Annotated in this window: 24 protein-coding genes and 1 tRNA gene; 10 read left to right on the forward strand and 15 right to left on the reverse strand. The window is 58.6% G+C overall.

Annotation, left to right across the window (positions count from 1 at the left end):
• Positions 1 to 67 precede the first annotated feature (67 nt).
• Entirely contained in the window at positions 68 to 4,609 is a 4,542-nt protein-coding gene (locus EN862_RS20820) for an ATP-binding protein (protein WP_127867778.1), read from the reverse strand.
• Positions 4,610 to 4,815: 206 nt separating this feature from the next.
• Between EN862_RS20820 and EN862_RS20825 the strand changes: the two genes are divergently transcribed.
• Positions 4,816 to 7,224 carry a DUF4238 domain-containing protein gene (locus EN862_RS20825; protein ID WP_127867779.1) on the forward strand — a complete coding sequence of 803 codons (2,409 nt, stop codon included), beginning with the start codon at positions 4,816 to 4,818 and terminating at the stop codon, positions 7,222 to 7,224.
• A gap of 181 nt (positions 7,225 to 7,405) precedes the next feature.
• On the opposite strand, the gene EN862_RS20830 is transcribed toward EN862_RS20825, so the two are convergent.
• Positions 7,406 to 7,639, reverse strand: a complete 234-nt coding sequence (locus tag EN862_RS20830; RefSeq protein WP_127867954.1) for a helix-turn-helix domain-containing protein — start codon at positions 7,637 to 7,639, stop codon at positions 7,406 to 7,408.
• 136 nt (positions 7,640 to 7,775) lie between these two features.
• Between EN862_RS20830 and EN862_RS20835 the strand changes: the two genes are divergently transcribed.
• The 4 genes from EN862_RS20835 to EN862_RS20850 all read left to right on the forward strand — a co-directional run bounded on the left by EN862_RS20835 (position 7,776) and on the right by EN862_RS20850 (position 11,965).
• Entirely contained in the window at positions 7,776 to 8,366 is a 591-nt protein-coding gene (locus EN862_RS20835; protein WP_127867780.1) for a hypothetical protein, read from the forward strand.
• A gap of 92 nt (positions 8,367 to 8,458) precedes the next feature.
• Complete coding sequence (locus EN862_RS20840) at positions 8,459 to 8,689, forward strand: hypothetical protein (protein ID WP_127867781.1); 231 nt, start codon at positions 8,459 to 8,461, stop codon at positions 8,687 to 8,689.
• 65 nt (positions 8,690 to 8,754) lie between these two features.
• Positions 8,755 to 10,344 (forward strand): recombinase family protein, encoded by a 1,590-nt coding sequence (locus EN862_RS20845; protein ID WP_127867782.1) that lies wholly within the window; start codon positions 8,755 to 8,757, stop codon positions 10,342 to 10,344.
• A 457-nt stretch (positions 10,345 to 10,801) separates the two neighbouring features.
• Positions 10,802 to 11,965, forward strand: coding sequence for a site-specific integrase (locus EN862_RS20850; protein ID WP_127867783.1), 1,164 nt, complete (start codon positions 10,802 to 10,804; stop codon positions 11,963 to 11,965).
• 94 nt (positions 11,966 to 12,059) lie between these two features.
• Here the strand turns inward: EN862_RS20850 and EN862_RS20855 are convergent, their stop codons facing one another.
• On the reverse strand, positions 12,060 to 12,917 hold the full coding sequence (locus EN862_RS20855) for a DUF2971 domain-containing protein (RefSeq protein ID WP_127867784.1): 858 nt from the start codon (positions 12,915 to 12,917) through the stop codon (positions 12,060 to 12,062).
• Between the two features lie 329 nt (positions 12,918 to 13,246).
• Here EN862_RS20855 and EN862_RS20860 point away from each other — a divergent pair, with 329 nt between their 5' ends.
• Entirely contained in the window at positions 13,247 to 13,540 is a 294-nt protein-coding gene (locus EN862_RS20860; RefSeq protein ID WP_189401264.1) for an HTH domain-containing protein, read from the forward strand.
• Here the strand turns inward: EN862_RS20860 and EN862_RS20865 are convergent.
• The 11 genes from EN862_RS20865 to EN862_RS20915 all read right to left on the reverse strand — a co-directional run bounded on the left by EN862_RS20865 (position 13,515) and on the right by EN862_RS20915 (position 21,795).
• Entirely contained in the window at positions 13,515 to 14,081 is a 567-nt protein-coding gene (locus EN862_RS20865; protein ID WP_127867786.1) for a hypothetical protein, read from the reverse strand. The two genes, EN862_RS20860 and EN862_RS20865, sit on opposite strands and share 26 nt — an antisense overlap.
• A 3-nt stretch (positions 14,082 to 14,084) precedes the next feature.
• The gene (locus EN862_RS20870) at positions 14,085 to 14,801 is read right to left on the reverse strand and encodes a hypothetical protein (protein WP_127867787.1); all 717 of its coding nucleotides are present in this window, start codon (positions 14,799 to 14,801) and stop codon (positions 14,085 to 14,087) included.
• 13 nt (positions 14,802 to 14,814) lie between these two features.
• A complete protein-coding gene (locus tag EN862_RS20875) occupies positions 14,815 to 15,213 on the reverse strand; it encodes a hypothetical protein (RefSeq protein ID WP_127867788.1) in 399 nt (132 codons plus the stop codon).
• Positions 15,213 to 15,578 carry a hypothetical protein gene (locus EN862_RS20880; protein WP_127867789.1) on the reverse strand — a complete coding sequence of 122 codons (366 nt, stop codon included), beginning with the start codon at positions 15,576 to 15,578 and terminating at the stop codon, positions 15,213 to 15,215. Before EN862_RS20880 ends, EN862_RS20875 begins: the two co-directional genes overlap by 1 nt.
• Positions 15,578 to 16,120 carry a hypothetical protein gene (locus EN862_RS20885; RefSeq protein ID WP_127867790.1) on the reverse strand — a complete coding sequence of 181 codons (543 nt, stop codon included), beginning with the start codon at positions 16,118 to 16,120 and terminating at the stop codon, positions 15,578 to 15,580. Before EN862_RS20885 ends, EN862_RS20880 begins: the two co-directional genes overlap by 1 nt.
• A complete protein-coding gene (locus EN862_RS20890; RefSeq protein ID WP_127867791.1) occupies positions 16,117 to 16,620 on the reverse strand; it encodes a hypothetical protein in 504 nt (167 codons plus the stop codon). The genes EN862_RS20885 and EN862_RS20890 overlap by 4 nt, the downstream gene beginning before the upstream one ends.
• Positions 16,621 to 16,686: 66 nt before the next feature.
• Positions 16,687 to 17,118, reverse strand: coding sequence for a hypothetical protein (locus EN862_RS20895; protein ID WP_127867792.1), 432 nt, complete (start codon positions 17,116 to 17,118; stop codon positions 16,687 to 16,689).
• Between the two features lie 568 nt (positions 17,119 to 17,686).
• Positions 17,687 to 19,948, reverse strand: coding sequence for a DUF5906 domain-containing protein (locus EN862_RS20900; protein ID WP_127867793.1), 2,262 nt, complete (start codon positions 19,946 to 19,948; stop codon positions 17,687 to 17,689).
• Positions 19,949 to 20,094: 146 nt separating this feature from the next.
• Entirely contained in the window at positions 20,095 to 20,292 is a 198-nt protein-coding gene (locus EN862_RS20905) for a hypothetical protein (protein WP_127867794.1), read from the reverse strand.
• Positions 20,293 to 20,643: 351 nt separating this feature from the next.
• Positions 20,644 to 20,717, reverse strand: a tRNA-Gln gene (locus tag EN862_RS20910).
• A gap of 145 nt (positions 20,718 to 20,862) precedes the next feature.
• Positions 20,863 to 21,795, reverse strand: coding sequence for a YbhN family protein (locus EN862_RS20915; protein WP_127867795.1), 933 nt, complete (start codon positions 21,793 to 21,795; stop codon positions 20,863 to 20,865).
• A 249-nt stretch (positions 21,796 to 22,044) separates the two neighbouring features.
• On the opposite strand from EN862_RS20915, the gene EN862_RS20920 reads away from it, so the two are divergent.
• Both EN862_RS20920 and EN862_RS20925 read left to right on the forward strand, forming a co-directional pair.
• The gene (locus EN862_RS20920; protein ID WP_127867796.1) at positions 22,045 to 23,433 is read left to right on the forward strand and encodes a Ppx/GppA phosphatase family protein; all 1,389 of its coding nucleotides are present in this window, start codon (positions 22,045 to 22,047) and stop codon (positions 23,431 to 23,433) included.
• A gap of 55 nt (positions 23,434 to 23,488) precedes the next feature.
• On the forward strand, positions 23,489 to 24,184 hold the full coding sequence (locus tag EN862_RS20925) for an RlmE family RNA methyltransferase (protein ID WP_127867797.1): 696 nt from the start codon (positions 23,489 to 23,491) through the stop codon (positions 24,182 to 24,184).
• Positions 24,185 to 24,379: 195 nt separating this feature from the next.
• Here the strand turns inward: EN862_RS20925 and EN862_RS20930 are convergent, their stop codons facing one another.
• Entirely contained in the window at positions 24,380 to 25,801 is a 1,422-nt protein-coding gene (locus EN862_RS20930) for an MFS transporter (protein WP_127867798.1), read from the reverse strand.
• 209 nt (positions 25,802 to 26,010) lie between these two features.
• On the opposite strand from EN862_RS20930, the gene EN862_RS20935 reads away from it, so the two are divergent.
• Complete coding sequence (locus EN862_RS20935) at positions 26,011 to 26,256, forward strand: type II toxin-antitoxin system prevent-host-death family antitoxin (protein WP_127867799.1); 246 nt, start codon at positions 26,011 to 26,013, stop codon at positions 26,254 to 26,256.
• Positions 26,253 to 26,702 carry a PIN domain-containing protein gene (locus EN862_RS20940; RefSeq protein WP_127867800.1) on the forward strand — a complete coding sequence of 150 codons (450 nt, stop codon included), beginning with the start codon at positions 26,253 to 26,255 and terminating at the stop codon, positions 26,700 to 26,702. The genes EN862_RS20935 and EN862_RS20940 overlap by 4 nt, the downstream gene beginning before the upstream one ends.
• Positions 26,703 to 26,812: the final 110 nt, after the last annotated feature.

The raw sequence follows: 26,812 nt of genomic DNA on the forward strand, positions 1-26,812 counted from the left end.
GCAAGTTCTATGATGTGGAAAGGGGCATCGCCGAAAGTCACTTACTGGTTTCGCTTCAGCGCAGAGGTTAGACGGCTTCAAGCTTCTGCATTTCCATGAGACCGCGCTCAACCAGTTGGTCGATCAGGCCGAGCGCGCGGGCACGTCGGGTTGGATGTTCTCTATTTGAAGCATACAGCTTAAGCGCCAGTTCGCCGACTTCGTGCAATTCATATGCTCGAGGATCCCGACCAGAATCATTCCTCTTTCGGACAGTTTCTTCAAGGAGCTTGAGCATAAGATCGTCGAGGCCCGGAGGTGCATGTTCAAGCCGATGCAGGAAATAGGTTCGCTCGCTCTCGAAATACCTGGATGCCGCATAAGCCTTAAACACCTCAGCATGAGCTAAGATGTCTTCAGCCTTCATACGGCGAAAACAGTCAAACGCCTCGTGTCGTACGGCTGTCTCGTCGTCGTCGAAAAACCGGATCAACCAGTCAGTGCAAGTAGTTCCGAAGCGGGCGGAGTCGAAATTGGCAGCGGCGATCGCAGCTGCTGCAGAGCGATAGTCAGCATCGGCTTCAATCAACTTTTCGGCGAATGACAACCAGTGTCGATCATCGAGACATCGCCGGAAGATGGCTAGCGCGCCGAATCCTCTGGCGAGCGGGTCCTCGTTTATCAGATAAAGGTTGATTACTTGGGTAAAGGCTTCGATTTCAAGGTCAGCGACCCAGCTCAGGATCTGCTGCCCATCGTTGGAATATAGAGCTTCGGGACAGGTGCGGGCGATGCGGAGCACCCACCCGATGCCTTGCTTGCCTTCATGTTTGAGTGCACACATCAACAACCCGGTAAGCGCAGACTGGACATGTGGAGCTGCGGGGGCGCCGACGATCCCATCCATCGTTGAGCGGTACTTCTCGAACGTTTTTTTCGAGTGCCAGCAGATGCTTCCAAGGATTTCGAGGGCGGATCCACGTGCCGAGTTAATCGCCTTGGCGCGAAGTTCGCCACCAAAGGTAAAGGCCTTCTTCCAGTCGGGTTCCTTTTCGCGCTCGCCGCGGTTTATGTCGATAATTCCAGTGCTGTCATCAGCTTTCGTTGCAACGATCAGCACCAGAGCTTCAGCAAGCGGACCGATAGGCCCTTTGCACCCCCGAATCATCCAGATCAACGAGCGGTCGTCCGATTTCGCGGCAGGATTTGCATCCAGAGCAACGAGCACCCTTTCGATCATATCTGCGTCGGGCTTAGCTTCCGCTATGCCGGCAGTGACGCCCCAGGTAAAGTCCTCGTGCGAACCCTCGGGAAACCGATCCAGCAACATTATGAAACGCTCTGGCGTTTCTTTCGTGCGCTCCTTCAACTCACACGACAGCTCCCTCGCGCCCCCACGCAATCCGTCTTCGCCCGAGAAGCGTCTCTCGCGCGGCAGGCTAAACTTCGCTATCGCGCGCAGCCAGGCCCGGTCACTCATGAGCTTGGTACGTTCACCGTCGATAGGTGAACGGACCATGCCTCCGCGGATGCCGTCGGGTTGTTCCGGCTTCTGCCCGACGAACTTTCGGTCGAGTTCAGCCAACCGCTGCCGGGCATTTGTTGATAACCAGTCCGAACCAATCTGGCGCAGCACTGACCATTCACGCTTTCCGGAATCGTTGAGACACCAGATCGGATAGTCATTGAGCTTCGGTGTGAGCCGAGGCTTGTCGTCCGTCTGCTCCCGCCGCGCGAGCGCTCGCGTCGCACTGTCGATTTCGGGCCGCAACGCTAGAACCGCATTTTCGCAGCGCATGCGCTCATCGGGTGTGAGCCAAGGCATGGCTGCAGCGATCGCGCGCCCGGCTGAATGCCCGTCAGCACTTTGCCAGCCTGCTTTGAAAAGTCCGGGATTACCGACCTGTTCGACGAGCAAGTCTCGCAGCGCCTTCGGGTTTTCCGCAACGGTCTCGAGCAAGAAATGCAAACTTGTGATATAAAGTTCTGGCTCTAACTCGCGGAGCAATCGAGCTGCGGCTGGCGGGTTCTGTTGGGCGACCTGAGCCAACGAGCCCCGCACTACATCCAATAAGTCGATTGCTTGTATTTCGGTCTGATCCCGGTGCCGCCAATACCAGATCGAATCCTCAGCGGGCCTCGAACCACCCTTCACCGAACGTTCCATTGCTACCCGCATGAAAGGCAAGATCTGCTCCAGGAACCCGAGGGGCGACGCCTTGGCGAGCTCACTCAACCAATGTAGCGAAGTACCTCCATTCTCGTAGCGATGCCCGAATGGATGTCCTTCAGGATGGAGGCGGAACCAGCGACGAAGTTGCGCGCCTAAAATACATGCCGCTTCGTCCGGCGCAGTCTTAATCCAGGCGCCGTAATAGTCGTCCCAATCGTCGGCGCCGGTTTCCCAATCATCAGGTATTGCCCTGTCGAGCGTGGCGATCAGACAATCGGCGAGGGACTTGGCATCCGACTTTGGATCGATGAAACGCAACATTGCAAATACATCGCGAATGCGCTCTGGCCGACGCTCTAGAAAGTCGTTGAGCAGCCGGGACACCTCAATGGGTGCGATCGGCGCGATCGATCTCAGGAAGCCTAGCGCCCAGTTTAGATCCGCCCCATCGCACCCAAGCCAATCTTTTATCAATCCCTGGCTGTTGAGCAGGTCGAACCAAGGTTTGCGCTCGTAAATGACGTTGCCCGACTTGACCGGCAATCCATCGCGTTGAGCGTAGCGTGCGATCAACTCCCATTCCGCCATCGTAGGGTCGGGGATCGTCGCAAGCCAGCGCACGAGCGTCTCCCGGATATGCGGACGCACCCGTGCGTCGCAAAGGACCGTGCCCAAGTCGACAAGGTACCGGTTGCGTTCGCTCTCTCGCTCGAACGCAAGGATTTGTCGGGTCTGAGTGCGTCGGAACAAGGTCTGTTCGCTAGCCAGCAGGAAATCGATAATTGGTTTGCGCTGTTGCGCAAAGGCTCGGGCATGCAAGTAATCGAACAGCGATTCATGAAGGAATCCGATTCGGAGGCCGCGCACGACGATCAGTTCGGCGCGCTGCAGGATATCAATCGCTCCAGCGAAAGGGTCGAGCGTCGCTACCGGAGCGAAGAGTTCCTGCCGCTCGCTCATTGTCGAGGCGAGTGCAGTCAGGGAAGCAAACAGGCTCCAGCCAGGTCGAAAGTCGCGCTGGATCTCCTGATCGCGCGCAGCTAGCAATCGGCCATAAAGTTCGGAAAGATGTTCTACTCGGCGCAAGTCACTGACCCCACTCTGCGCGAGTGCAGCGGCGAGCGTCAGGCCGATCGGAAGTGCCAAGAGCGCCATCAGGCGTGCGTTACTGGGATCGTGCAGAATGCCAAGCCGGGTGAGAACCGCGTCAACTTCGGCACGTTGGAACGGTGCCACGTCGACCCGTATATTGCCCTTGGCCTCGGCAATCTGCCTGAATGCATGATCATTTTCGAGGTCGAAGCTGCGGCAGGCGAAGATCAGTTGGACATGCGGATATTGTGCAGCCTTGCGAACCAGCTCAAGCACAACACGACGCAGTTCGGCGACCCTTCCCGAAACCTCACTGACTGCATCGGCCTGGTCGACGACCAGTACCGCGCGGTTGTCAGAGGCTAGCTGTTCGAGAACTACCGCCGGGTTATCCGCTGTGCCGACTGTTTGCGCGCCCAGTTCGTCGAGTGTTGAAACGGCGCCAGCCTGATCGACGCGGAATGCGAGATGGAGCGTGCCTTGGGCGCGGAGCTGCTCAATTACTTCGCTGAGGATAGCCGACTTACCGATCCCAGCAGCGCCGGCCAGCAGCACGACTCCTGCGCCTGCACGCAGCCCGGCGAGCACTTCGTGTACCTCTGCACGATCAATGCGGTAGAGGCCGGCGCCGAGCGGCGGGTAGGAACCCACGTAGCTAGAGGTTGCATCGCGGATACGCCCAGGTAGCGCGCGGTCTAGTTCGTATTGCTTGGTTTCGATACCTGCACTGCTTAGGAAGCTAATGACATCGTCATATACGAGCGGGCGATTGAAGTTGCGTTCTTCCTCGAGCCATGTACGGAACTGCGCCGCGATCGCATCGGGATCGCCCTTAAACCAATAGGTAATCCGCGCACGCAGGTTTTCAGCGAGATCGGCCTCGGACAACGTGCGGAACTCTGTCCGCCCGAGGAACCGAAATGCCTCCGCTGAATCGCAACCCAGTCGCTCCTTGAGCAGACACCAGTGTTGAGTTTCCTTGTCCGACAGGCTCGCCTCGAACGTCTCGGGACTGTGTGTCGCAGGCAGCTTATCCTGAAGCAGCTTTAATGGCGGTGAGGGATCACTCGACACGAAAAGGCAACGTGCCCCCACGTTCGCAGTTTTGATTCGAAATGCGGCGAGCACGCCGGCGGCGTCGAGAGCGGCGATCGACCAAGTGCCTGTAGCGGTCTGGCGCTTGCACTGATGCCATTCAGCCCCGGCGATGCGGGTCAGCGCAAATTCAAATCCCTGTTCCTCGTCTCCGAGGGCCTCAACCGTAACCCCTCGAACGGTGCCATCCAATAGCCCAAGCAGTTGATGCGTCAGCCAGCGTGCTTCGAAGCGGTTACCCGCTTTATCCGCAATTCCACCCCTGTGCATTACACTCGCCCGTTGTCTTTCGGCAGTCCCAAGTGCATGGAACAGACCTAGAACATTCATAATGGCATCGCAACTGCTGCCGATATCTTGCGGCCAAGTTCGATCGCATACGCCCGCGTCGTCGTGATAGTTGTTAAATATGCTTGTAGAAGGCGATTCCAGCAAACTTCATCACTGTCTCGCGAAGGACGTGCACCGCTTAGAGAATGACGAAGACACGCAACAATCACTACGTCCCGCAATGGTACCAGCAAGGTTTCTTTGAGCCGGGTCAGAACACCTATTCGTATCTCAACCTGAGCCCACCTCAGCACACGCTACCAGATGGGCGGGTGGTCACTGAGAAATCGTCATTCGTTTCACCAACTTCACGCGCATTTTGTCAGAGGGATCTTTATTCAACGTTCTTCGGCACGTCTGTAGTTGATGAGATTGAGCGCAAGCTCTTCGGTGATATCGACACGCGCGGAGCTCACGCGGTACGCGCTTTTGCCGGCGAGGATGCCGGAGAGTGGCGTCGTCACTTCACAACATTCTTCGAGTACCTCGACATCCAGAAAATCCGCACTCCCAAAGGATTGGACTGGCTTAGCGCGCAATATCCGCGACTAACACAGAACGATCTAATGTTTGAGATGCAAGGCATCCGGATGATGCACTGCACGATCTGGGTCGAGGGGGTGCGAGAGATCGTTTCGGCCCAGGATGCCGAGGTCAAATTCATTGTGAGCGACCACCCGGTCACCATCTACAACTATGCCGTCCCTCCGGGCGCCATCGCATATCCGAACGAACCCTCGATCGCGTCTAAAGGCTCGCAGACTATCTTTCCACTGAACCGAGATTTTTGCCTCATCCTTACCAACCTCGAATACGCGGAAGACCATTCGGCCAATCCGCTCGAGAAGCGGACGTTTGCGGGGAACTATCGCAACTCGATCGTGCGCACTGACGCCTTAATCCGTACTCGAATGCTGACGAGCGACGAGGTTATTCGAATTAACCGCGTGCTCAAGGCGCGGGCGAAGCGGTACATCGCTGCCGGCAAAGAGGAATGGCTCCACCCGGACATGTCGTCGGCGGAGCCTTGGGCGGATCTGCGCGATGTCTTCCTCCCACCAAAGAACGGGCTTTGGCACTTCGGCGGCGAGATGTACGCGAGCTTCGAAAGCGGGGAAGTTTACTATCAGGACGCGTTTGGCCGAACCGAAAAGGAGCGCGAGTTTCTAAAAAAGGAGTCTCCAGCGAAGCCGCCTCACGTTCGCGCCCTCTGTGGTTGCGGATCCGGCCGCGCATTTGGTGTTTGCTGCGAGCGTAAACCTGTTGCCCTTCGCCCAACATGGGTGGAGCGCAGCATTCGCGAGCGCAATTTGATGCTGTTCAACGGCATCTCCGAAATCCTCGGGATCACGCAAGACCGGGATTGGGTCACCGTGCGCCGGGAGATCACCGACGAAAAGATTAGACACGCCTATGGCGTCTACAGCGCCTTGTGGCCCCGCGATACGAACTTGCTGGCGATGTTACCCAAGCCGGATGGCGCGGCGCGCGCGATTTATACAGGCGTTCTGCACCCGTCTGCAATTTCGAGGTGCGCGCTCGGCTTGTCGCTGTATTTCGACGAACTGCTGATTGAGCATCCCTTCCTCCATCCAGAGACGGTCAACAAGAAGTTAAGTCCGCTCGAGCACCCCAAGATGTATCGACAGGAATTCCTTAAGTCGGTCATCTTGTTCACGACGATGATGCCGCTTGTCGAACGGGGGCTGGTGACCCTGTTTCCGGATCCCTGCAATTTCGATTTCCACCTACGCAATCAGATGTTCGAAATGGCACAGGTCCGCACAAAGGGGTTGAAAGTTGACCCAGAAGAAGAAGCGGGGTTCATGGAGATGATGAAGGAGGAGCATAAACGGGCAATGTTACTCTTGCCACGCGAAGCCCTTCGGCGCCAAGTTCTCCGCGATTCTCCCGAGCTCAATAAAGCGGCTGTCGAGGCTGTTCTCGATGGCTTCGAAAGGCTTCGTCAACAAGACCCACTTGCTGTGCTGCAAGAGGGTTCGCTTGAGGATGGAGAGGACGGCGGGCAACTCACGCCATTTAAAATGGCACCAAACTTCGAAATAGCGATGTACCTCGCTCAGGCCACTGGCTCATGCATTGTCACTGACAGCGTGTTTCGCTGGCGCGAACTTACGGTGGCCGCTCAACGCGGCAGGTTGGGCGGACGGCCGTTGACCCAGCTACGCGCCAGCATGGAGCAGGCCAATTTTGCCATCCCTTGGGATGTCCAGGAGATCAGCACTCTAGCCGAGCGAGGGGCATTTGACGTTTATCCAAAACTGATGCGGAAGATCTTGAGGTATCTTTCGGCACTTCCAGAGAGAGGCTCAAAGCCGAATTTCGAGGCCAGCGTCAATGCCGAATTTGGGCGCATCCAAGCCTTAAAGGCTTCTATTGGGAAGAAGTCTACAACGCATCTGCCGAGAGCTCGGATATCCTGCCTTTGGCCCGCTGGTGGCATCCAAGACAACACAGTGAATCGGCTCCTGTTGATGTCCAGTTCCGAGCACCATCTGTCCAGCGTACCGATGGCTCTGTTTGTTGAGCGCTGACCTACAGACTTGTCGAGTTGAACGCCCAGCGCCAAATGCCGATGATGGCCGCTTGCAAGCACTTACAAAATTGACCCCAACGTCCGATTTGATGAGCAAAGCCCCGATCGTTGTTCATTGGTCGATTACCGCGCGGAGGGTCTTGCCGCGGCGTGGAACTGCCTCCGTTACATTCTGCCTGTTAGCTCTTAGAATGGGGCGATAAGCGCACTCCGGGCCCGCCACCGTTTTCTGCAATGAAGTCAATTCCTGCAGCTTCGAACGTTGCTCTAAGCCCAGCTATCGTGGACTGTTTCAACGCCTCACCTCGTTCAAATCGCACAACCGTTTGAGTTGAGACGCCAGCTGCTTTTGCAAGTTCCAGAACGCCCCAGCCCAATGCAGCCCGTGCCATGCGGCACTGCACCGGATTCATAAAATCACCATAATATGGTGATTTTGATTGATCATATGCTGCACTTTGTGTAGTCTCGATTTCAACTAGGCGGCCGGATAGGTGATGCAACACCGATCCGGCCTGGCCACGTGCAAGCTGTTGTGGAGCTCGGATCATGGCTGATTCCGACAATAGCACGACTTTGTCTTCCGTCACGCTCGTGGGAAGCGGCGAGGGGGCTATAAAGGCATCCCCTCAGTCCGACGAAGCAGACCCTGCGCTTAACCTGCTACGAGATTGGTTGCGGGCGCAGCATGTCTCGCAGGTTCTCTGCCGACTTCAACAACGGCTGGAAACGCGTGTTCTCGGCGCCGCCTGTCCGGCGTCGATGGATTCGAAGGTTGGCTATTCGATCGCCTACCAGGCGGAAGTCGAGGCCGCGACAGCGGCTTTGAAGATTCAGGATCGTCTTCCGCGTACGCCTGCACATTCACTTCTCGGCGTTGTGGCGAAGCTCGAAATTGTCGTCGGCGCAGATCGCGACATCGACGACCCGACAGATTTCCCCTGGCCACACATTGAATCGATCCTGCGTGATCTGAAGGAAATCGCCGGGAGTGTGCCGCTTGAGCGGCCTGACAGATCCATCGTTCAGGCGGATTGTCGGCGGTATCAAGCCATGGCCGCCGATCTGATCGGTCTCGGAAACCATGTCGCTGATCTCCCGCTTGGTCAGGAACCGGCCATTGGTGTCGATACAGAGTAGAAAAGGATACGTAGGCGCATATAACGGCCATTCGGCGCTGAGGCGATTTCGGCCATCCTTGTCCCGATGCGGATATGCCCGGGACAGAAGCCGTGAAGACCGCGCGGCGCAATGCCAAACGCTGCGTTGGACACGATGCAGAGAGCGATCTGTATTCGCGCCGGCGCATCGTGGACGAGGCTTTCTTAGAACGAACGGCTCGCTTGTTTGGGGCTCGCACGGGGCGATCGCTGTCAACCGAAGATGCACGGCAAATCGTCGACAATCTCGGCGGGTTTTTCCGCATCCTTGCCGAATGGGAACGGATTGACCGGGACAAATAGCGACGCGTTGTGCTCACCTAAATAGCTTCGCTTTTGCGGCCGTGCGCTAAATGAGGGACGCCCCGATGAACCACCGACTTGTCCGGATCGCCAAGCCCGCAGGCCTTGTAAAGGCGCTGCTTTACGCGCGCGTCTCCTCAAAGGAGCAGGAGAAGGAGGGATTCTCCATCCCCGCGCAATGCAAGCTGCTGCGCGACTACGCCCTGCAACAGCGGTTCGAGATTGTGCAGGAGTTTATCGACGTCGAGACGGCCAAGACGAGCGGCCGGACGAACTTCACCGAAATGGTCAAATATCTGCGAAAGCATCCCGGCATTCGAAGCGTCCTGGTCGAGAAGACCGACCGGCTTTATCGCAACCTGAAGGACTGGGTGACTCTTGATGAGCTGGATGTCGAAATCCACCTTGCGAAGGAAGGTGTGACGCTGTCGCGAGACTCGCGCTCGTCCGAAAAGTTCATGCACGGCATCCAGGTCTTGATGGCCAAGAATTATATCGACAACCTGTCGGAGGAAGCCCGCAAGGGGCAGATGGAGAAGGCGGAGCAGGGCATCTGGCCGACAAAGGCTCCGCTTGGTTATGTCAACACGATGGGCAAGGATGGCAGAAAGGTTATCGAGCCGCATCCTGAACTGGCTTCAGTCGTCACACAGCTGTTCGAGCGCTACGCAACCGGCCAGTATTCGTTGAAGGCCCTGGCCAAGGCAGCTCATGGCGATGGGTTGATCTATCCCAAGAGCGGCAATCCGGTTCCGGTCAGCACGGTGCATATGATCCTGCGCAACCGCCTCTACACAGGGCTGTTCCAGTGGAACGGCAAATTGCACCAGGGTAAGCACGAACCTCTCGTGTCGATAGAACTATGGGAACGGGTTCAGGGCATCCTGACGGGCCGAAATGCGGTCCCGACTCACCCGATCGGAAACGAGTTTGCCTTCACCGGCCTGATGACCTGCACCGAATGCGGCTGCGCTGTCGTGGCGGAGATCAAGAAAGGTAAATACGTCTACTATCATTGCACGGGGCACGCGAACAAAGGCCGAGGCGGATACGCAGATTGCCGCCGCAAATATGTCCGCGAGGAAGTGCTCGATCAGGCATTCGCCAACCTGCTCGATCGGTTGCATTTCGACGAAGAGATACTGGAATGGGTAAAAGCAGCCCTCATGGCCAGCCATGCCGACGAGCGCCGCGAGCATAAACAGTCGATCCACCGATGCCAGGTTGAGTACAAGCGGCTCGAGGATCGGCTGCACGCCATGTATCTCGACAAGCTCGATGGTCGCATCGACAACGCCTTCTACGATCGAATGTCCGCGCAGTGGCGAACCGAACAAACGCGGCTGCTTCGCGAGATAGAGCGCCATGGCAGCGCCGAGGAATCATACATGGAGGACGGCATCCGGCTCTTGGAACTGGCGCGCAACGCCAGCCGACTCTTTGCGAAACAGCCAGTGCACGAGAAAAAACGGCTCTTGAATCTCGTGCTGTCGAACTGCCAGTGGGACAAAGGCGAGGTTCACGCCGTATTCAGACAACCGTTTGATCTACTTGCGGAAACGGTCGCATCTGGAGAAGCAAACGGCACACGGCAGACGGCTTTATCGAAAGGGAGTCCAGTTTGGCTGGGGAACCTGGATTCGAACCAGGACTAACGGAGTCAGAGTCCGTGCGAGTCCGTTGTTTTTGTTCTTGTTTTTGCCAATTTTGTTGCAGCTAGGTTGCAGAGCGCCCGCGTCGCCTATTGGTGGCTGCTGTCATGTCGTCTCGAAGCACTTCAAAGGTGCTTGGGCCATTTCTAATACGATACGTATTTACCTTGGAACCATGTCGTCCACCCTCGGTGCTGCGATTCCTTATAACAGTGCCGTTGCTAAGTGATGTCTCTACCTCGATACCAGCATACCTTAGATCGTCGATTAGCTGCACGACCGATTGTTTATTGGGACATCCTAGCTTCTTCACTAGGTCTTCCGGTGACATGGGTCCCTCACGGATCAAGTCGTAAAGCTGACCCCATTTGGGATAAGGATGCTGGCTCACAACGCTGCCTCGTTGCTTTGTTGCACTGAAATCCGTTAGTGTGCTTCTCCAGATACAGGAGAACAGGCAATGTCTGTCAGGAAGCGTTTAGGAACCGATAAGTGGTGCCACGACTATTTCGATGGCAACGGCAAGCGCCACCAAATGCTTTATCGCACCCAGAAGGAGGCGAAGGAGGCGGAAGCCAAAGTGCGCATGGAGCTCAAGGGCAATATCCATGTCGCTGATCCCAATTCCATCACGGTCAAGGAAGCGGGGGCGGATTGGCTGAAGGCGTGCGACAAGCTCGAGCGCTCAACCCGCGACCAGTACAAGGGGCACTTGGAAAACCATATCTACCCGAACATCGGCAAGACGAAGTTGAGCAAGATAGGGGTGCCGTTTGTCTATGCGTTTCTGGACAAGCTTCGGGAGCAGGGCCTTTCGGAGCCGATGGTGCGCGCCGTCAGGGTAAGCCTCGGTGCGATGCTTTCAAACGCCCAGAAGAAGGGCTTGGTCGTTTTCAACGCTGTGAAGGAGATGGGGCGCGACAGCAAAAAGAGCGATGGTCGACACAAGAAGCGCCTCAAGGTTGGTGTCGATATTCCCACCACCGAGGAAGTGAAGCGCATTATCGACGCTGCCGAAGCCGGTCGGCCACGTGTCTTCCTTCGTGTTGCTGCCATCACCGGCATGCGGGCAAGCGAATTGCGTGGGCTCATCTGGGACGCGATCAATCTGACGAAGGGCGAGATCGAGATAGCCCAGCGTGCCGATGCCTACGGCGCGATTGGCTCGCCAAAGTCGAGCAGCGGCAAGCGCACCATACCCATCGGGCCGAAGGCTATTGCTGAGCTGCGCGAATGGAAGCTGCAATGCACATCGCGCGTCTTCGTCTTCCCGAGTATCAAGGGGAAGAACAAGGGTGGCGTCATGAACCACTCCAACATCATCAAGGACTGGTGGCACCCAGCTCAGATGAGCGCTGGCGTGACGATCGACACAGGCAAGGTTGATGACGAGGGTAAGCCCGTCCTTGGACCGAAATATTCGGGCCTCCATGCGCTGCGCCACTACTTCGCGAGCTACTGCATTAACGCGAAGGAGGACAATGGACTTGGGCTTGCTCCCAAGGTGGTCCAGGAGCGCCTAGGGCACTCGTCCATCGTCATGACGCTCGACGTGTACGGCCATCTATTCCCGAAGGGCGACGCAAGTGCTGAGCTTGCTGCGGCGGAGGCGGCGCTTTTCTAAGCTGCTTCGGTCAAAGCCGCCGCCCGTAGCGCGACAAGCACGCGTGCCGCCCCAAGTGCTAGGGCGACGCTGGAGCGGGGTCCAAAATGCTCTCCTACCGGTATGTCGCTTCTGAGCGAGACACCTTCACATCGTGCAAGTCGTGCTTTGCCAATAGCTTCTTAATCAGATCGACGCTGCTGATGTTTCTCGGACCAATTATCACTTCTTTGATGGCAGCGTTGTCGGGCAGCTTTAGCGAAAATTCTCTATAGGGTATGATTCTATCGGTAGTCGCCCGAAACTTGCAGTCGTGGTCGCTCCCCGTCAAAAAAGACACGAGCCTCCATTCAAGCTCCTCCGAAAAAGCTGGGTTTTTCACCTGATAAAGGTGGTTGAGAAGCGTCAGGGTTTCATAGAGAAACTCGTTGAAAAGCTCGGCTCGTAGCGCTTCTTTCTGTTCCTTCTCTTCTTGAGTCATCCCGGCTTCCATCAACAAGTTTCTCGGAACGTCGAACGCCCCTTTTTCAGCGAGATCCTTCAATTTGGCGAGGACTGGCTGAAGGAGTTCGCGCTGCTTGCTTTCGGAGTATTCGACTTTCGAGACGATAAAGCCTTTGCCGTCTGTTACACGGTATTTGGCCGAGACCGCTGCTAGCTCGTCCTTGCCGAAGCCTATGCACATACCCGACGCGTTACTCGCGTAGCCTCTCCACTGGCTAAGCATGTCGCCTGCCTCGGAAAGACAGAAGCCCAGCCCATCGGCGAAATCGCTAAGGCCTTGTATGTGGAACAGCATCTTGTTGGTTTTGTATTCACTGATTTTTTCATCCCGAAGGAGTTCGCCAAATACCTTTACCAGCCACTTTCCCTCCATCGTGTCATTCGAGAGGGATAGCGACGAAAGCCAAATAGATTGGTTCGAAATGATCGACCAAAACGTTTCTGTTGAGCAGTAGTGGTAGAGGATCATGGTCTCTCTGCCTTCCGGGTCACGATGTTATCACCAGGGTTAGTGGGAGGAGTAAAGAGCATAAACCGCAACGAGGTACGATATGGCAATCATGGTGTAGGCAATCTGGAGCGAAGTCATCTTGGGCGAATCTCCGTGTGAAAGATGACTCTGTAAATACTCGGCTTTCGGTTGCGCTTGGGAGGGGGGTTCCAAAAAAGTGAACGTTGGTGCTCGCGATTCACAGGCATCAAAAGTCAGGTGACAACTGCCAGTCGCTCTACCATAGGAATATGTTCCTCCATGCTGTTTTCGTCCATCTGAGGACGCAACCAGACAGGAGAACAGCAATGTCCAAGAGCAAGACTGACACCCCCAAGCCCGCCACCAAGAAGAGCATGGTTGAGACGATGCTGCGCGAGGGTGGCGCCAGCGTCCAGCAGATCGCTGAAAAGCTTTCAATCAGCAAGCAGGCAGCTTACTCGCTGATTAGCGATGTGAAGCGTTCGGGCGTCACGATTACCGGTGCCCTCAAGGACGGCGTGATGTCCTACAGCGTGGACGCTCCCAAGAAGCCCAAGGCAAAGGCCGCCCGGACCTTCGGCAAGGGGCAGGCAGTCAGCGCCGCCCCAGAAGCCCAGTGAAATAGCCGTCAGACGGAGCGGCGCGGCGCTTCCCACGGAAGCCCGCGCCCTCGTCGCTATCGAGAAAGCTCTCCACCAGCCCTTCGACCGAGTGCCGCCTGCCATCGCGGGTCGCGATAACAGTGCCGCCACCAAATTCGTAGCTCTCATCGACCTCGAATGTCGTGTCGCGCGAAAGCAGCGCGATAGCCCCTTCCATCAGCCCGTCGGGAACTCCAGCGTCTTTGCAGGTGCTGTAGAGGGCGGCATCGATCTTGTCCTGCACCCGTGACTGCTTGGCAGTCGCCAAGTCTGTCTCATACTTGGTCTTAAGACCGTCGAACTGAGCTTTAAGGGCTGCAATTTGGGCCGAGCCATCGCGGATGACATCAGCCACGCTGGTCACCAGCCTGAAGCCCCTGCTTGGGTCTTCTTCTTCAACGTAGGCGGCACGGTAGGCTTCCGGAATGTCATCCAGCGCATCCGCCGCGATGCGGCGCGGCAACCGCAACAGTTGCTCTTGATCATGCACCTGGACGTAATAGTTGTTCGGGTCTGCCATGGGTTATACTCCTGCGGCGTGAGCAGCGGCGGCCTCAGCCTCGCGCTGCGCGATTGCTGCCTGACGCGCCATCGGCGTGTCGGCTGCTGACTTCACGATCCCAACAAACAGGCGTCCCGACCGCTCCATAGCCTCCACCGCCTTTGTCAGGCGTTGCAAGCGGGCATAGTCAGCGCCGTGGGTGTGCTGCCGATAGTGATGGCGGATGGAGTCCAGCTGCGCTGCGCCAAGGCCCGTGAGCATGGCAGGGCCGCGCAGCACGGCGGCGATAACGATCTCGTCGTTTCGGGCCTTCGCCTGCGCGATGGCGTCGGCGCGCTCCTTGTCGCCCATGGCAGCGAGGCGCGCCCTGATTTCGGCCTCGATACCCAGTGCAACGCTATCCTTGGGCGGCGGTGGTGCCCCGGTACGCTTCTCGATATTGGCGATCTCCGTCTTGGCTCGCGTCAGCGCGGCGTCAAGCTGAGCGGCAACGCGTTGGCCAGCTTTGGATGCAGCGGTAGCGACGCGCAGGACATTGGCTTCGGGCGTTTGCGTTCGATCTGCCAGCGCTGCCTTTTCAAGATTAGCGAGCACCGTTGCCTGCTCGCGTGCCAGCTTCACCGCGTTCGAAAGCCCGCTGATCACGGGGTCAGCGACAGGAGCGCCGGTTGCCGGATCGGTCTCCGCGAGCCGATCCACGAATGCTTCATTCAGGTCCAGGGGGACTTTGATTGCCATGACTATTTCTCCATCAGACTTTGCAATTTTCGATCACAAACAGCGCGTAGCTGACGCGCGCCACGGCGGGACCAATGTCTATGAAACCAAGGCCGGTGAATGCTCGCCGTCGCGGTGCCAGCATGACGCGAACAACTTCGCCACCTCTTTCGAAGCTCATGAATACGCCCTTGAAGCCCTCGACCAGCACTTTGCTGCCGGGCTTAAAGACCGGCCTTTCAACGGATCGCAGCTTGCTCTCATGGGTTTGCAATCCGCTGTATCCGCCGTGTGCGGACGGCGCCTTGCGGAGGAGCTTTACATCCCGCCCACCGCGAGGATTGGTGATGAATCCAGCTGTCACGTATGTTGATCGCGTAGCCTGCCCGCTGCCAGGTGCTGAAATGACGATATCGCCAATCTGGAAACCCATCACAGCGCCCGATTTTCCAGAACGAGCAGGGCAATGCTCATGCTCGCAATAGCTGCGTCCAGCCCGATGCTAAGGCCCGTCTCCGTGGTCATCGTTCTCGCGTCCAGCAGCACGCGGGCGAAGCCGTTCTGCGTTTCCAGATAGCTCCCTGCCAGCCCATTGACGGTAACGCGGTCGCCCTCCTGAAAGGGCTCGCTTTCAACCACCGTCAGCCCAGCAGCATCCTTGAGCAAGCCAGTCGAACGGCTGTCATCAGACTTGCGGATTAGGCGAGCGTCTTGGCCGCCATGCGCGTTGCCAATCAGTTCCAGCACGACCCATTTGAGGCCGCTTTCCGTGACGACAATATCGCCCTCGCGTGCCATCAGATTTCCCCAGGTTGAGCGAGGCGCTGCTCCACCGCTGAAAGGTCGATTGGCGGCTTGGCGTCGCGGTCCCGCTGCACGAGCAGGGCGAATTGCCAGCGTGGGATCGTCAGATGCTCGGAATGGCCGTCGTCGAAGTCGCGCTGCACGGTGACGAACAACTCAGCGAATTCGCGCGGCGCTCTCGCCAGCATCTTGCCGCTCTCAAACTGCTCGATGAAGGGATGGGTGGGCTTTGGCGCAGCCACCGCCACGTACAGCGCATCCTCCTTGAACAGAGTGATGGAGCTATCGGCACCGAAGCGCGCGCTCGTAAATCCGGGGTCGAAATAGTTGCGCTTGTGCCCGCGGTGCAGATCGCATTCGGGGCGCAGCGTCATCAGAAGTTCGGTGCCGCTCGCTGTGTCGTGATCCCTGATAAGCAACAGGTGGCGTCCAGCTGGCAGGTCGATGGGCGCGCCGTTCTCAATTACAGCGGCGACGATCCAGACGTTCCCTTTGCGGGATTTGATGATGTCACCGGCTCGCATGTCGTGGCTCATCGTGAATAAGTCCCGTCGATGATTTTCATTGGGAGGGCTTTTTGCAGTAGGGAATGAAGCTCGTTGAGCTGCTCTGCTTTCAGCTTTTCTAAGTTGTGGTTTGGCCCTACCAATTCCAGCAGAGGCTTGAGCCGTTCGCGTTCATCTGCGGTGAGCTGGTTGAGACGGTATTCTTGCATCTGCCTAGAGGTGCCATCGCGCGGAGCGTTGACGCGGTCCAGCCCAAGCGATTCCAGAGTGCGGCGCAGGCTGTTCTGCGTGGTTTGGTAGGTCAGCAGGTCCTTCAGGGTGACGAGGGTGTCCTTGCCGATCTTGGCGAACTCGACCTCCCAGTTTTCCAAGATGATGGTCATAGTGGCGGCGGCTTTGATCAGGGTGAATTGGGCCTGAGTGACACGCTCTTCGCCACCAAGGTCTACGACGTAGTTGGCGATTAAGTCGTGCATTCGCCGCGCCCACTTCGAGCGCCCATCGATGCCCGGCAGGAGGTCCTTGCCCATGGTGACGCGCGACTGGAAGTTCCGGTGTCGCGGAACTGGATACTTTGCCATGGCGTGCATGTTCGCTTACGGCGAGGGGATCAGCGCGCTCTCGACCACCAGCGGGCGGGGGTAGATGCCCAGCGCGTAGGTCTCGGTCACGAAGGTTTCGTTGCCGCCGGTTGTGAGGTTGGCACCGGCCACCAGCGCGCGGAAGTAGACGACCGTGTTGGTGTGCTGCTCATCGATCGCGTCGGCAATCTCGACCTTGAAGTTGTACTTGAACTTGGTGGCTTCGGCAGCGCGCAGAGCGATCTGGCCGGGGTCCGTGGAGCTGCGTCCGACGACGAGCGCCGGGTCGCCCGCATTGCGGGTGCCTTTTGCTTTGTCGACGAAGTCATCGCTCACGGTTGGAAACTGGACGATGTTGGCGACAGAGCCGAACTCGCCCATGTTGCTGACCTGCCCGATCTCGACATAGTTGTCCGCCTCAAACTGGCTCTGGTTGATGGCGGCCATGCTTGTGCCAATGTAGATCTTCGAACCTGCGAATGTGTTTGCCATAGCTGCTTGCTCCACTTGGTGCTGGCTGTCTAAAAAGCTGCGCAAGCTGCTATCGGCAGGCTTGTTTTGCTTCTAGTTGACGTAGTGGAAAGCGTAAGGCGACTGCAACTTTCACTGCAACTAGAACTTTTAACCATTATTTTCAGTAGTATTTAGAATCGCTTAGGGGTGACCGAAATCACACTTGAGGATGAATAATATTCTAGTCCTGCCGGAAACTTAGCCCAGTGGTGTCAACGAGGGGCGCGCGCAATAAAACGGCGGTCTTCGCGATGAATGTCTGATCCTCTGAATTTTCCAGGTGGAGCAGCATACGCAGGCAAGGCGTTCTACCGACCTTGCCGACCCTACAGCAACGTTAAGCCGCAGCGTGCAGCTTCCAGTTGGCGTAACACTCCCAAAAGGTCGGTAAGGTCGGTAAGGTCGGTAGCAGCTTCTTGAACCCTCTGGATTTGCTGGGACTTTTCACTACCGACCTTTCGCTTTTTCGCACTGGAACAAAAACAAGGTCGGTAGCCACCGCCTAAAACGGGATGTCCTCGTCATCGACGCCGTAGACTTCCGGCCAATCGTTAGTCTGCTTGGACTCCCTATCAAACCACGCTCGACACTCATCAAGTCGCGGCAACTCCCACCCCGGAGCCGTTGTCGGTATCGGTCTTCTCTTACCGTCACCATCAGTATCCCACTTCGTCGTCCCGACGCGCTTGTCCCTCGGCCATCCATCAGGAAGTATCGAATTCAGGAACATGCCAAGCTCCGTTTGCGTGCCTCGATGCGCCTTAGCACCAGCGTTGCCGGAGTGTTCGAGATAGGCTTGATACACCTTCTCCTTCACCACCTCACGCTTCCAGCCGCTGGCGCTTTCCTCGTCGGTGTCGTCGCTGCGCTTAAGCGTGATTTCGCCGTTCCAGAGGCATTCAAACCACCACGCCGTCTTCTTATCCATCGAATGGATCTTCTGCCTAAACAGGGCAGGGGTCATCGGGGCATGCCGAGGGTTGAAATTGGTCAAATCCAGATGAAGCAGGTCATATAACATCGCCGCCCGCCCACCTTCGTCCAACTGCTTAGCTATGGCGCCGAAGTATTCATGGTCTTGCTGCTTCGCCTTGGATACGTCGAGGACAAAGAAGCGCCTCTCATCCAGTCCGCTTGGCACGGCCCATCGCTCATTGGATGCGACCCAGACGTGGCAATAGTTCCTCGACATAACCACGTCGATCCGCTTCTTCTCGACCGGAATAAACTCATCGGTGATGAGCCGCTTCAAAGTGCCTTCGCCCTTCTTGTCGCCGGCCCAGAAAGCTTCGTCCAAGAACAGGATAACCGTGTCCTTGAGGTGAGCGTTGAACTTGCCGCTGACATGCTCGGGGTTCGAGACAGACACGTAATGCTCGCGCATCAGACTTCCATGCGCGTTGACTACTATGCCCTTGCCGGTGCCACGCCCTCCCATGAGCACGACCGCAACTTCTGGGACTTGCTGCGGGCGCTGCACTGCAAAGGCCATCCAGCCAAGCAGATAGTCGAGGAAAATGGGGTTGGAGCTGCACAGGTTCTCGAAGATGTGGCTTTTCAGAAGCGACCAATCGCCTTGTATCGGTTCGACCGAGAAGCCCTGCCATGTGTTGAACCAACCTGGCGTGTCATCGCCGGGGGCGAACGTTGTCCCGTTGAATTGGCGGCGCTGCGGGTGCGCGAGCCACGCCGCGCCCTTGGCGGCATACTTCTCGCCAAGCTGGACATAGGCATTGCAATAGAGGTTCTTAAAGTCGGTGAAGCTGCTGTAGGTGAGGACACGCCGTTTCATCGCCGGGTCCCAGTCCCGGAGGTTGAGCACGAATGCTTTCCCAGCCTCCGCCACGACAGCATGCCGGTCGTTCATCTCCTCGACCCATTCAGGAATAGGCCTACCTTTCTCGTAGCTCAGCACTCGATTGATGATTGTCTGAACCATGCCAAGCTTAAGCGGCGGGTCGCATCGCTCGGCGTTGACCAACCGCAACTCGGCATCAATCTTTTCATCCTCCCACCCCTTGGCTTGGAGTGAACACCCGTATTTGAACAGGGTGCTGTTTCGCCCGTGGTAGGGACCGCCACTCTCTGGAATCACATCTGGCAGGACGAACTTCTCGCCACGTTTAAGCGGCACCAGTTCAACCGGAACACTTGGGGCGACTAGGCTCTCCACCGCCGCCGCCTTTGCATCCGCCTTGTTCAGAAAGTCATCTAGGGACAGGACATCGCCGTCGTCCGCTACAGCATAGCGGTTCGTCTTTGACTCGAAGAAATAGGGGAGGTTCAGCCAATTGCCGACATCGCCCTCCTTGCGCTGTGTCTGCTTGGGAAAGACTTCGGTCCCAGGGTAACCAAGCGCGGCCGCGCAGGCGACGAGATAACGGCGCACGAAATCGGCGTCAGATGGCTGGGCGAGAAACAGGAAACAATGCGCGCCGCCCGACTTGGATCGACAGACGACCAGTGGCAAGCGAAGTTCATCGATCTTCTTGATCAGGGCCGTATGATCGATGCCGATCTCGTCAATATCAATGCATGCCCAGCTTACCTTGTCGTTGTCGTCGAGCGGCAAGATCCCAAGGGAAGCCTTGCCCTCAAGATGGTCATCAAAAAGCGCTTGCGTCACGGGCTCTTCAATTGTCGTCGCCTTGCCTTCATTCTTGCCCTTCTCGTTCACGCGCTGGATCACATACCGACCGTAGGCGGCAGTGTATCCGCGAAAACGCGCGGCAAAGCGCTCAGACGTTGATGGTGGTTGTGTCATTGCCCTACTCTTTAAAATCCATTGCAATTTGCGGTTGAAATGGGGTAGGGTTTTGCGAGCATTGCCCAAGCTCGGGACGTGCTGTGCTTATGATCTCCTGTCGCGCCGGTCCTGTTCACTCAGGGCCGGCGTTTCTTTATGGGTCATCACGCTGCCTCCTTCTCAAGGAGGTAAGCGAGCAGGGCCTTGCGGCTCGCCACGTATCCGCCCGCAACTTTCTTCACAGGGAAGTCGGCATATCGGTCGATGAGATATTCGACAGCTCGCTTGTCGCGATTGATGACTTTGCCAATCGCTTCGAGCGTCCAAACGATGTCGTGATCTTCGTCTTGCTTTATCGCCATATCGGCTCTCCGTTAGAGACGCCGACGAATCCACTAGACAGTCGGCGCTGAGGCTGCGCTACCGCCGGGTGTTGCTCCCGACACTGTCTAGGTGCCCAAATGAGGGGCTGAGACGTCCATTAATGCATTTTTAAGGACCACCAACAAGGGCAAATTTGCGCAATGAATCACAGTGGTTAACTCCCGCCCGGGGTGGGGCAGGAGCTCCCGTTTTGTTGCAGTTCAGTTGCAGGGGGTGTGTCGGGGTTCTTGGTCCCCTCGTTGTTTTTATTCGTATTTTGTTGCAAACCGCTGCAACAAGTGACGCGCATCCGATGAAGCTAAAAACGCTGCAATTACAAGGAGTTAGAGTGGCTGGGGAACCTGGATTCGAACCAGGACTAACGGAGTCAGAGTCCGTGGGTCTACCGTTAACCTATTCCCCAGCAGGCGCGTCTGGTGTCGCGCTAGCCGAGCGGCTCATATGCCGCGAGCGCTGCCTTGTAGCCGCCATCGGAAAATAGTCAAGCCCGCAACTGAGATCAATTGCAGCCTTTTTGCGGATGCTCCCCGCGGAGGCGGCAGGAGGGTTCAACTGCCGCCTTTGCTGTATTGCGAATGCTCGAAATAGAGCACCATGCAAAGGCCGATCAGAAGCGGAATGATGAGATAGAACAGGCGGAACACCAGAAGCGCGGCAAGCACGCCCACAGGGTCCATGTCGGACAGGCCGGTGAGGAAGACGACCTCGAACACGCCAAGCGCGCCCGGCGCATGCGACAGGAGCCCGATCGAGAACGAGACCATGAACACGCCGAGCACCACGAAATAACCGGGATTGCCGGCTTCGGGCAGGGCAAAATAGATGATCGCGGCGGCTGCCAGCAGCTCGACCGGCCCGATCAGCAACTGTCGCGCCACGATCGGCAGCGCCGGGTAGTGGAGCTCGAAGCTGCCGATCTTCAGCGGTCTCAGCCCCAGCCAGCTGCCGAAGGCATAGGCGCCGACGAGGATGAGCATGGCCAGCCCCGCGGCGAAGGCGGCGCCATGGTGCGGCGCGCCGGTGAAGCGATCGATGATCTGCGGCTCGAACAGCAGGACGAGGCCGCCGAGGAAAACGCTGGACAGGATGAAGGTGAACCAGCAGATCGCCACCAGCACGCCGATCTCCTGGCCGGTCAGCCCCCTTGTGCCATAGGCGCGATAGCGGATCACCGCGCCCGAGAACACCGAGCCGCCGATATTGTGCGACACCGCGTAGGTTGTGAAGGAGCACAGCGTGACGAACAGCCACGACACTCTCTTGCCGATATGTAAGAGCGCAATGTGGTCGTAGCCGGCGAGCGAGGCATAGGCGACCAGTGAGCTCAGCGCCGCGAGCACCCAGCCGCGCGGCGGGATCGCGGCGATGCCGGCCCAGACATCGTTCAACGAAATGCCGCGCAATTCGTGGATGAGCAGCCACAGCGAGAACGCGACGGCCGCGATGCCTATTACCGGCCAGAAATAGCGCCTCCAATTCATGGCGTCGTCATCATGCGTTGCAGCTCATTGTTTGATGGTGCCCAACCTCTTCGAACCCGCATTTGAGACATGCCTGATTGAAGCCGGCTATTCAACCGGCACGACATTGCCCGACGTGACCTTGGCAAAATTCGGATCAATGCGCTCTTGGTGATTGTGAACGGCACTGCTACTCTGTTGCCAACTTGAAACAAACCGAGGTGCCTGCTGCGTCCGTTCCCGGTTCGCGCGGCGCCGGAAGGAACTGAAGTGGAAGACCACGATACCGGCGCGGGCGCGTCGGCAGTGGGCATGTCCGGGGCATCGCCGACGCAGTCGGCGAGCCCGCAACAGGTGCGATTCAGTCGCCACGCGGGTGCGCACCAAAGACATGCCGACCCCAGACATCCCGGCCCCAAACATGCCGGCCCCAAACATGTCGACCAGAGACAAACTGGCGCCAGTCAGGCCGATCAGCCGAAAGGCAAGACGCGCAAGCGCCGCAAGCGCAAGCGCGGTCGCAAGGTGTTCGCGCGCGACGAGAACGGCGCCGTGCCGCAGCCTGCGCCTGCCGGCACGACGGCAAGCCAGCCTCCGAGCCCGCCCTTGCAGGCTGAGCGAAGGCCGCCGCTCCAGTCTCCACCACGTCCGCCGCCGCAGGAATTGCCTGTCTTCGCCGCGCTCGACCTCGGCACCAACAATTGCCGGCTGCTCGTCGCGGTGCCTGGACGTCATGGCCAATTCCGCGTCATCGACGCTTTTTCGCGCATCGTCAGGCTGGGCGAGGGGCTGACGGCCAGCGGCCGGCTCGGCCAGGCGGCGATGGATCGTGCTGTCGAGGCGTTGAAGGTGTGCGGCGAGAAGCTGCGAAACCGCAAGATCAGGAAAGCCAGGCTGATCGCCACCGAGGCCTGCCGCTCGGCCGCCAACGGCGTCGAGTTCCTGGATCGCGTCGAGCGCGAGGCCGGGCTGAAGCTCGAGATCATCGACCGCCAGACCGAGGCACGCCTTGCCGTTTCCGGCTGCGGCTCGCTGGTCGAGCGCGACACGCAGGGCGTGGTGCTGTTCGACATCGGCGGCGGCTCGTCGGAAATCGCGCTGATCGACCTGACCGGACGGCGCTCGCCACGTCTGGCCAATCACATCGTGTCCTGGACGTCGCTGCCCGTCGGCGTCGTCTCGCTTGCCGAACGCTTCGGCGGCCGCACCGTGACGCGCGAGACCTTTGCCGCGATGGTCGACGATGTGGCCGCGCGGCTGAAGGCCTTCGATGGCCGCGACCGGCTCGCGCATGTGCTGGCCAGCCCCAACTTCCATCTGCTTGGCACCTCCGGGACGGTGACGACGCTCGCCGGCGTGCATCTCGATCTCGAGCGCTACGACCGCCGCCGCGTCGACGGGCTGTGGATGGACCGCGACAGCGTCGATCGCATGATCGAGCGGCTGATCGGCTGGGATTTCCAGCAGCGTTGCGCCAATCCCTGCATCGGCGCCGACCGCGCCGACCTCGTGCTCGCCGGCTGCGCCATTCTGGAGGCGATCCGCGGTGTGTGGCCATCCGAGCGGCTGCGTGTCGCCGATCGCGGCCTGCGCGAGGGTATCCTGAGCGAGCTGATGGCCGATGACGGCGTCTGGCGCGATGGCGGGCGCGGCGCATGATCCCAAAAAGTGGAAGCCGGTTTTTGGAAAAGATCATGCGCGAGGATGAGCGCTCATGACGAAGAAACCTGAAAAGCCGGGCTCGGCCAGCTTGCGCGTCCTCAAGACCCGCATCAAGAAGAAGAGCGGCTTGAAGGAATCGTCGCGCCGCTGGCTCGAGCGCCACATGAACGATCCTTATGTGCAACGCTCCAAGGCCGACGGCTACCGCTCCCGCGCCGCCTACAAGCTGATCGAGATCGACGACAAGCACCATTTGCTGAAGCCCGGCATGAAGGTGATCGACCTGGGCGCCGCGCCTGGCGGCTGGTGTCAGGTGGCGGCTGCGCGGACGAAGTCGACGGCGGAAAATCCGCATGTCGTCGGCATCGACTATCTCGAAATGGATGCAGTTCCGGGCGCGGTCATCCTGCAGATGGATTTCCTCGATCCCGATGCGCCGCAAAGGCTTGCCGAGGCGCTGGGCGGCCAGCCGGATGTGGTGCTGTCCGATATGGCAGCACCCACCACCGGCCACCGCCGCACGGATCATCTGCGCACCATGCATCTGTGCGAAGTCGCGGCCGATTTCGCGCTGCACGTGCTCAAGCCCGGCGGCCATTTCCTCGCCAAGACCTTTCAGGGCGGCGCCGAAAACGAGCTCTTGTCGCTGCTGAAGCAGAATTTTCGGTCCGTCCATCATGTGAAGCCGCCGGCTTCAAGGGATGAATCGGTGGAGCTTTATTTGCTGGCGAAGGAGTTCAAGGGGTAGGCTCCCCCTTCTCCCCTTGCGGGAGAAGGTGGCCGCGAAGCGGCCGGATGAGGGGTGTTGGAAGGATCGCTGCGGCGAAGAAATATGCGCTTGAAGCATACTATTCTTCCGCGCCTCATTTCTTCCAGCACCCCTCATCCGTCTCGGCGCTATCGCGCCGATCCACCTTCTCCCACAAGGGGAGAAGGGAAAGGCTCACTTCCCCGCCCCGCCCACCGATTCCAGGGTCTTCGGCGTGGCCAGCCGGCCATGGCCCGACACCGCACTGCCGGCCTCTGGCGCAAGCCGCATGAAGGTGATCGATGCTGCGGCGGACACTGCCGCCACAATGAAGAAGGCGAGGTGGAAGTCGCTGAGCGTCAGCGGCCCGCCATGGATCGAGGTCGAGACTTCGAGGATGCCGCCGGCCAGCGCCACGCCGAGTGCGATCGACAATTGCTGGAAAACCGCGGTGATCGGCGTCGCCTTGCTGGTGTCGGCGGGCGTGATCTCGGCGTAGGAGAGCGCATTGACGCCGGTGAAGAACATCGAGCGGATGAAGCCGCCGACCAGAAGGATCGCTAGCATCAGCACATAGGGCGTCTGCGGCGTGAACAGGCCGTAGATGGCGATCGAGGCGGCCGCGACCAGCGAGCCCCAGATCAGCACGCGCCGGAAGCCGGCGAGCCGGAAGAGCAGCGCGGTGACGAACTTCATGCCGATGGCGCCGATGGCCGAGACGAAGGTGATCATGCCCGACTGGAACGGCGTCAGCCCGAAGCCGATCTGGAACATCAGCGGCAAAAGGAACGGTACGGCGCCGATGCCGATGCGAAACAGCGAGCCGCCGAGCACGGAGGATCGGAAGACCTGGTTGCGGAACAGCTCCAGCGCCAGCAGGGGGTTCTTGGCGCGACGCGCGTGCATCAGATAAAGCACGCCGGAGATCACTCCGACCGCCACCGTGATGAAGCCGGCCATCGGCGGCAGCGCCGGCAGGCTGACCACGGAAAGGCCAAAGACGACGCCGGACGCTGCGAGACCGCTGAGCACAAATCCAGGGAAGTCGAGCGGCGGCGTCTCGGCCGGCGCGGTTTCCGGCAGATAGCGCGTGGCAAGCCAGATGCCCAGCAGTCCGATCGGCACGTTGATCAGGAAGATCCAGTGCCAGGTCAGATAGGTGGTGATGAAGCCGCCGATCGGCGGGCCGACCAGCGGTCCGACCAGCGCCGGCACGGTCAGCCAGGACATTGCCGCGACCAGCTCGCTTTTCGGCGTGGCGCGCACCAGCACCAGGCGGCCGACCGGCGTCATCATCGCGCCGCCTATGCCCTGCAGGAAGCGCGACACCACGAAAGCCGGCAGCGAATTGGAAAAGGCGCAAGCGACCGAGCCGGCGATGAACACACCGATCGCGGCGCGGAACACGTTCTTTGCCCCGAACCGGTCCGCCATCCAGCCGCTGATCGGAATGAAGATCGCCAGCGACACCAGATAGGCCGTCAGCGCCAGCTTCAGCGCGATCGGGCTGGTGTGGATGTCGACCGCGATCGCCGGCAGCGACGTCGCGATCACGGTCGAATCCATGTTCTCCATGAAAAGAGCGACCGCCAATATGAGCGGGATGATGCGGTTCAAAGGGAAACGCCCTGATTTGTCTTTACCAAGCTGGAGCCAGGCTGGGGGCGAGCTGGCACGCCCGGCGGTTATCACGCCTTGGCCCGAGTGTCGCATTAAATTGCTGTCACTTTTGCGCGAACGCACCACTGGTGGTCATCGCAACTGCTTGCCAAAGGTGACACCGATCCACTATTGTAGTGAATATAACTACAATCTAGGTGCAAATTATGGATGAAGCCGTTTCTGCTGCCGAAGCCAATCGCAAGTTTTCCCTCATTCTTCGTGGCGTGCGGGATGGCCAGAGCTATGTCGTGACCAGTCATGGCCGGCCTGTGGCTCGGATTGTGCCCGCGGAGAAGAGCGAAGGCGTGGCTTCTCGCTCGCGGGCATCGCTGCTGTCGCGTCTCAGGCGCCAGCCTGTTGTCAACGCCGGAAAATGGACCCGCGACGAACTTTACGAGGACGACCGGTGAAAGTCGCAATCGACACCAATGTCCTTGCCTATGCTGAAGGTGTGAACGACGCGGAAAAACGCGACATCGTCCTCGAACTGCTGGCTAACGTTCCGCAAGAGGGGACGGTCATTCCTGTTCAGGTTCTTGCCGAATTGTTCAATGTGTTGGTGCGCAAGGCAGGTCGATCGCATGCAGAAGCCCGGGACGCACTTCTGAACTGGCGCGATGCATTCCCAGTTGCCGAAACGGCGCCCGAGGCGATGATGATGGCCGTGGACCTGGCCGCAGACCATCGATTCGGCATTTGGGATGCGGTCATTCTGTCCACAGCCTCGCAATCGGGTTGCCGGCTGCTCTTGTCGGAGGACCTGCAACATGGCTTCACTTGGGGCGGCGTCACCATCGTCAATCCCTTTGTGTCACCGCGCCACGAGTTGCTCGACGACCTGCTGGGCACCAAATGAGAAGCAGGCGCGCCGCGCAACGACCGGCTTTTCTTCCGTCCCGGGACGTGTTACCAGCCAGCGCCAATCCTGAAAGGGAAGATGAGAGTCGGCGCTGGCCAATCGGCCCA

This window comes from Mesorhizobium sp. M2E.F.Ca.ET.219.01.1.1 (assembly GCF_004016445.2).
Taxonomy (GTDB): domain Bacteria; phylum Pseudomonadota; class Alphaproteobacteria; order Rhizobiales; family Rhizobiaceae; genus Mesorhizobium.

What these genes read in the sequence shown, in the direction of transcription:
- EN862_RS20820 (WP_127867778.1), bottom strand. Translation starts at nt 4,609, where the DNA reads ATGCACAGGGGTGGAATTGCGGATAAAGCGGGTAACCGCTTCGAAGCA.
- EN862_RS20825 (WP_127867779.1), top strand. Translation starts at nt 4,816, where the DNA reads ATGACGAAGACACGCAACAATCACTACGTCCCGCAATGGTACCAGCAA.
- EN862_RS20830 (WP_127867954.1), bottom strand. Translation starts at nt 7,639, where the DNA reads ATGAATCCGGTGCAGTGCCGCATGGCACGGGCTGCATTGGGCTGGGGC.
- EN862_RS20835 (WP_127867780.1), top strand. Translation starts at nt 7,776, where the DNA reads ATGGCTGATTCCGACAATAGCACGACTTTGTCTTCCGTCACGCTCGTG.
- EN862_RS20845 (WP_127867782.1), top strand. Translation starts at nt 8,755, where the DNA reads ATGAACCACCGACTTGTCCGGATCGCCAAGCCCGCAGGCCTTGTAAAG.
- EN862_RS20850 (WP_127867783.1), top strand. Translation starts at nt 10,802, where the DNA reads ATGTCTGTCAGGAAGCGTTTAGGAACCGATAAGTGGTGCCACGACTAT.
- EN862_RS20855 (WP_127867784.1), bottom strand. Translation starts at nt 12,917, where the DNA reads ATGATCCTCTACCACTACTGCTCAACAGAAACGTTTTGGTCGATCATT.
- EN862_RS20860 (WP_189401264.1), top strand. Translation starts at nt 13,247, where the DNA reads ATGTCCAAGAGCAAGACTGACACCCCCAAGCCCGCCACCAAGAAGAGC.
- EN862_RS20865 (WP_127867786.1), bottom strand. Translation starts at nt 14,081, where the DNA reads ATGGCAGACCCGAACAACTATTACGTCCAGGTGCATGATCAAGAGCAA.
- EN862_RS20870 (WP_127867787.1), bottom strand. Translation starts at nt 14,801, where the DNA reads ATGGCAATCAAAGTCCCCCTGGACCTGAATGAAGCATTCGTGGATCGG.
- EN862_RS20875 (WP_127867788.1), bottom strand. Translation starts at nt 15,213, where the DNA reads ATGGGTTTCCAGATTGGCGATATCGTCATTTCAGCACCTGGCAGCGGG.
- EN862_RS20880 (WP_127867789.1), bottom strand. Translation starts at nt 15,578, where the DNA reads ATGGCACGCGAGGGCGATATTGTCGTCACGGAAAGCGGCCTCAAATGG.
- EN862_RS20885 (WP_127867790.1), bottom strand. Translation starts at nt 16,120, where the DNA reads ATGAGCCACGACATGCGAGCCGGTGACATCATCAAATCCCGCAAAGGG.
- EN862_RS20890 (WP_127867791.1), bottom strand. Translation starts at nt 16,620, where the DNA reads ATGGGCAAGGACCTCCTGCCGGGCATCGATGGGCGCTCGAAGTGGGCG.
- EN862_RS20895 (WP_127867792.1), bottom strand. Translation starts at nt 17,118, where the DNA reads ATGGCCGCCATCAACCAGAGCCAGTTTGAGGCGGACAACTATGTCGAG.
- EN862_RS20900 (WP_127867793.1), bottom strand. Translation starts at nt 19,948, where the DNA reads ATGACACAACCACCATCAACGTCTGAGCGCTTTGCCGCGCGTTTTCGC.
- EN862_RS20905 (WP_127867794.1), bottom strand. Translation starts at nt 20,292, where the DNA reads ATGGCGATAAAGCAAGACGAAGATCACGACATCGTTTGGACGCTCGAA.
- EN862_RS20915 (WP_127867795.1), bottom strand. Translation starts at nt 21,795, where the DNA reads ATGAATTGGAGGCGCTATTTCTGGCCGGTAATAGGCATCGCGGCCGTC.
- EN862_RS20925 (WP_127867797.1), top strand. Translation starts at nt 23,489, where the DNA reads ATGACGAAGAAACCTGAAAAGCCGGGCTCGGCCAGCTTGCGCGTCCTC.
- EN862_RS20935 (WP_127867799.1), top strand. Translation starts at nt 26,011, where the DNA reads ATGGATGAAGCCGTTTCTGCTGCCGAAGCCAATCGCAAGTTTTCCCTC.